The organism is Mesorhizobium sp. P3_A9 (assembly GCF_056402975.1).
The window spans coordinates 1-3,223 of the sequence record NZ_JBFUGJ010000511.1 but is presented as its reverse complement, the minus strand read 5'-3'; the positions used below and the strand labels follow the sequence as shown (position 1 = coordinate 3,223).

Genomic DNA, 3,223 nt, shown 5'->3' with positions numbered 1-3,223 from the left:
GCTCAAATCGCAAAGATCGGTACGGCAATTTTCCGAGCCTGAAATCGAAAAATTCATCGATTGGACCGGTATAGACGAGACGCCGATAGGGGATGACCTCTCGAACCTCACGATAGTCCGTCTGCAGCATCACCTTGATATTGGGATGGGCTAGCATCCGTTGAAACATGCGTGTGTAGCCATCCGCCGGCATGCTCTGGAAGGCGTCGGCGAAATACCTGTCATCGCGATTGGTTCGTGTCGGCACGCGCGCCGTCACTGATTTGCTCAGCTGCGAGGGATCCACTCCCCACTGTTTTCGCGTGTAGCCTTGGAAGAACTTCTCGTAGAGTTCGCGTCCGACCGCCCCCACGACGACGTCCTCGGCGGTGCGGATCTCTTCCACTCTCTCTCTGCGTTCCGCCAGAAACTGCTCCATTTGCTCGGAGGTGAGGTCGAGGCGATAGAGACGATTGATGGTGTCGAGGTTGATTGGAATTGGCACCAACTGACCGTCGACCTTGGCCAGAACACGGTGGTCATAAGGATGCCATGCGGTGAACTGAGACAAATAGGCGACAATGGCTTCGGCATTGGTGTGAAAAATATGCGGCCCATAGCGGTGCACAAGAATGCCGGCTTCATCGTACCAATCGAAAGCGTTGCCGCCGATGTGACTGCGACGGTCGACGACAAGCACCGTCTCTCCGCGCTGACTGGCCAGGCGCTCTGCCAATACGCTTCCGGCGAAGCCTGCGCCGACGACAAGCCAATCAAACATGGTCGACCAAGCTCCTGAAACCAGGATGACGCAAAACCTTCGCGGGCTTGAGTAGATCGTGCATTGCGCTCCAGGTCGTGTCCCAAGACGTTCCCGAGAGGAATGTGTCGACCTTGGCCATGTCACCGCGACCCCTGCGCATAGCGGTGCTGAGGGCGGCTGGCATCGAGCCGGTATCTGCAATCTCGACTAGGCCGCGACGGCCGTAGGTTTGCACCACATCGACGATTGCAGTCGAGACGACCGGCAGTCCGCCGGCGAGGAACTCAGGCGTCTTCGTCGGACTGATATACCGCGTCGCCTCGTTCAGGGCGAAGGGCATCCATCCAACGTCCCAACCGGCCATGTATCTGGGCAATTCGGCATACCGCTTGGCGCCCAACCAATGAATGTTTGAGCCGGCGGGCAGCGTGGCCGGGTCGATCTTGACCACTGGGCCGATCGTGACGAACTGGACCGTAGGCATCGCCGCAGCGGTTCGAGCCACCAGGTCGATGTCGAACCGCTCGTCGATCACTCCGAAGAAGCCCACGCGGGGATGGGCAATGCTCAGCTGGTCTGGGGGGTCTGCTTGGGGCCGGCGAGCCTGATGGAAGTGTGCCGTGTCGATGCTGCTTGGAAACGCATGGACGGAGGGATGCCGGCTGCGCTTGGCCTCATAAAGACTCATTCCACCGGTGAACACGACGTCGGCCTTGGCGAAGAGCTTTTCTTCCAGTCGCTCGAGTTCGGGAGGTGCGTTTCTAAAGGCAGAAAGTTCGTCCATGCAGTCGTAGACGCAGACATCCTCCTGCAGCGCTTGCGAGAACTTCAATGCCATGGGCGTGTAGTACCAGGTCACCAACTGGTCGTGTCCGATGCCCGCCACCAGATCCTCAAGCAGAACGGCGATGGCTGTGTCGACATCATTCCCGGACTGATGGAGCGGCAGTATCGGCGTCACAACTTCCAGGCCTGGCGCAACCGCCTTGCGGCGCAGAAGAGGTATCTGGACAGTCTCGAAGACGGGTTCTTCGAAGAACACAACGGCGTAGTCGGCCGCGGCGCGCGTCATCAAATGCTGCGGGCGTTGAAAAACGAAGTCCCACCGCAAGTGGGAGAAACAAATCAGAAGTGGGTTATCGAAAGGCACGAGCATGGGGTTGGATACAGTCTGATCCATTGCAAAGATCCGCATTCGGGTTGGCTTGTGGTGGATCAAGCTCCGTTCGCAAATCGGGTTCCATGGCGACGCGGAATTTTGTCTTTGTCACCGGAGATCAACGAACCACGATTTTCTTGTCATGGCGGGAACGGGCATCACCTCCGTAAGTTGTCCGCGGGGAGGCGCCAATGATTGTTGATGCACACCTTCATACATCGGGCCGAGAAACGACGGCAGATGTGCTACAGACGCTTGACGATGCAGGGGTGGATATCGCCTTCCTGCTGGCGCCTTTCCTGACGCCGCCCTACTCGCTGAATGACCGGGAGTCGCTGCGCGCCGGCAACCGGTACCTTTCCGAGCTTGTAAAGGGCCGCTCGGATCGGCTGGTCGGATTCGCGGTGGTGAATCCGCTCAATCCGCAAGCAGCCGACGATCTTGAGGAGGCAGCTGCACTTCCCGGCATTCGCGCGCTGAAGATGGTTCCGACCGGATGGTATCCGTATGATGAGTGCGCGCATCGCGTCTACGCGGTCGCCGCGAGGCTCGACCTCCCCATCTTGTTCCACAGCGGAATTTTTATTGACGGCCGGTCCGGCAGGTTCTGCAGGCCGTCCTTCTACGAGGCGGTTCGCGATCATCCCGGCCTTCGCGTCACCCTAGCTCACCTTGGCTGGCCATGGTGTGACGAAGCCAACGCGGTTGGTGTTATCGATCGGATCAATGGTGTCGACCCAGCCGAAAGCCAGTTTCGCTTCGACCTGTCGTTCGGACCACCTCCCATCTACCGCGACGAGGTTTTTCGCAAGGCAATCGACGTGATCGGCCCACGCTCGCTGCAATTCGGAAGCGACCGCTTCTTGCCGTGCAGCGGTGCGCACATTCGCGCTGCTTTAGACGAGGTCGGGGCAATTCTCGATCAACTCGAGGTCGCAGGCGATGACCGAAAGGCGATCATGTCGGGGACAGCAATGGATTGGCTGAGGCTCCACCGGTCGCAAGGAGGAAAGTGATGGCTCGGACTCCGCGTGTTCTGCCAAGTGGCCAGACCGATGAGCGCACCCATGTCCTAGAGGTCTTGGGCAACGCCATTGTCGGCGGCATGGAAAACTATGTGCGGAACCTGGCTGCGAACCTGCCATCGGAGGAGTTTAAAGTTTCGCTCTTGTGCCCTTTTGAGAGCCCGTATACCGCATTGTTACGGTCCGAAGGGAGAGATGTCTATATTGCGCCCTTGCGTGACGATCCGCCTTGGAAGACAATCGAACTGATCTGCACACTCGTCCGTGAAACCGGGGTCGATCTGCTCCACGCTCACC

The 3,223-nt window shown here is 58.7% G+C and carries 4 protein-coding genes; 2 read left to right on the top strand and 2 right to left on the bottom strand.

Annotated features, from left to right (window positions below):
* Positions 1 to 760, bottom strand: a 760-nt coding sequence (locus AC1DX0_RS33545; protein ID WP_477358660.1) for a UDP-galactopyranose/dTDP-fucopyranose mutase family protein, incomplete at its 3' end; no start/stop codon positions are given.
* On the bottom strand, positions 753 to 1,922 hold the full coding sequence (locus AC1DX0_RS33540; protein ID WP_477223630.1) for a glycosyltransferase family protein: 1,170 nt from the start codon (positions 1,920 to 1,922) through the stop codon (positions 753 to 755). The genes AC1DX0_RS33540 and AC1DX0_RS33545, both read right to left, overlap by 8 nt.
* A 170-nt stretch (positions 1,923 to 2,092) precedes the next feature.
* Between AC1DX0_RS33540 and AC1DX0_RS33535 the strand changes: the two genes are divergently transcribed.
* Positions 2,093 to 2,917, top strand: coding sequence for an amidohydrolase family protein (locus AC1DX0_RS33535; protein WP_477223631.1), 825 nt, complete (start codon positions 2,093 to 2,095; stop codon positions 2,915 to 2,917).
* Positions 2,917 to 3,223 (top strand): glycosyltransferase family 4 protein (locus AC1DX0_RS33530; RefSeq protein ID WP_477358658.1); only part of this gene is annotated, 307 nt, incomplete at its 3' end. The genes AC1DX0_RS33535 and AC1DX0_RS33530, both read left to right, overlap by 1 nt.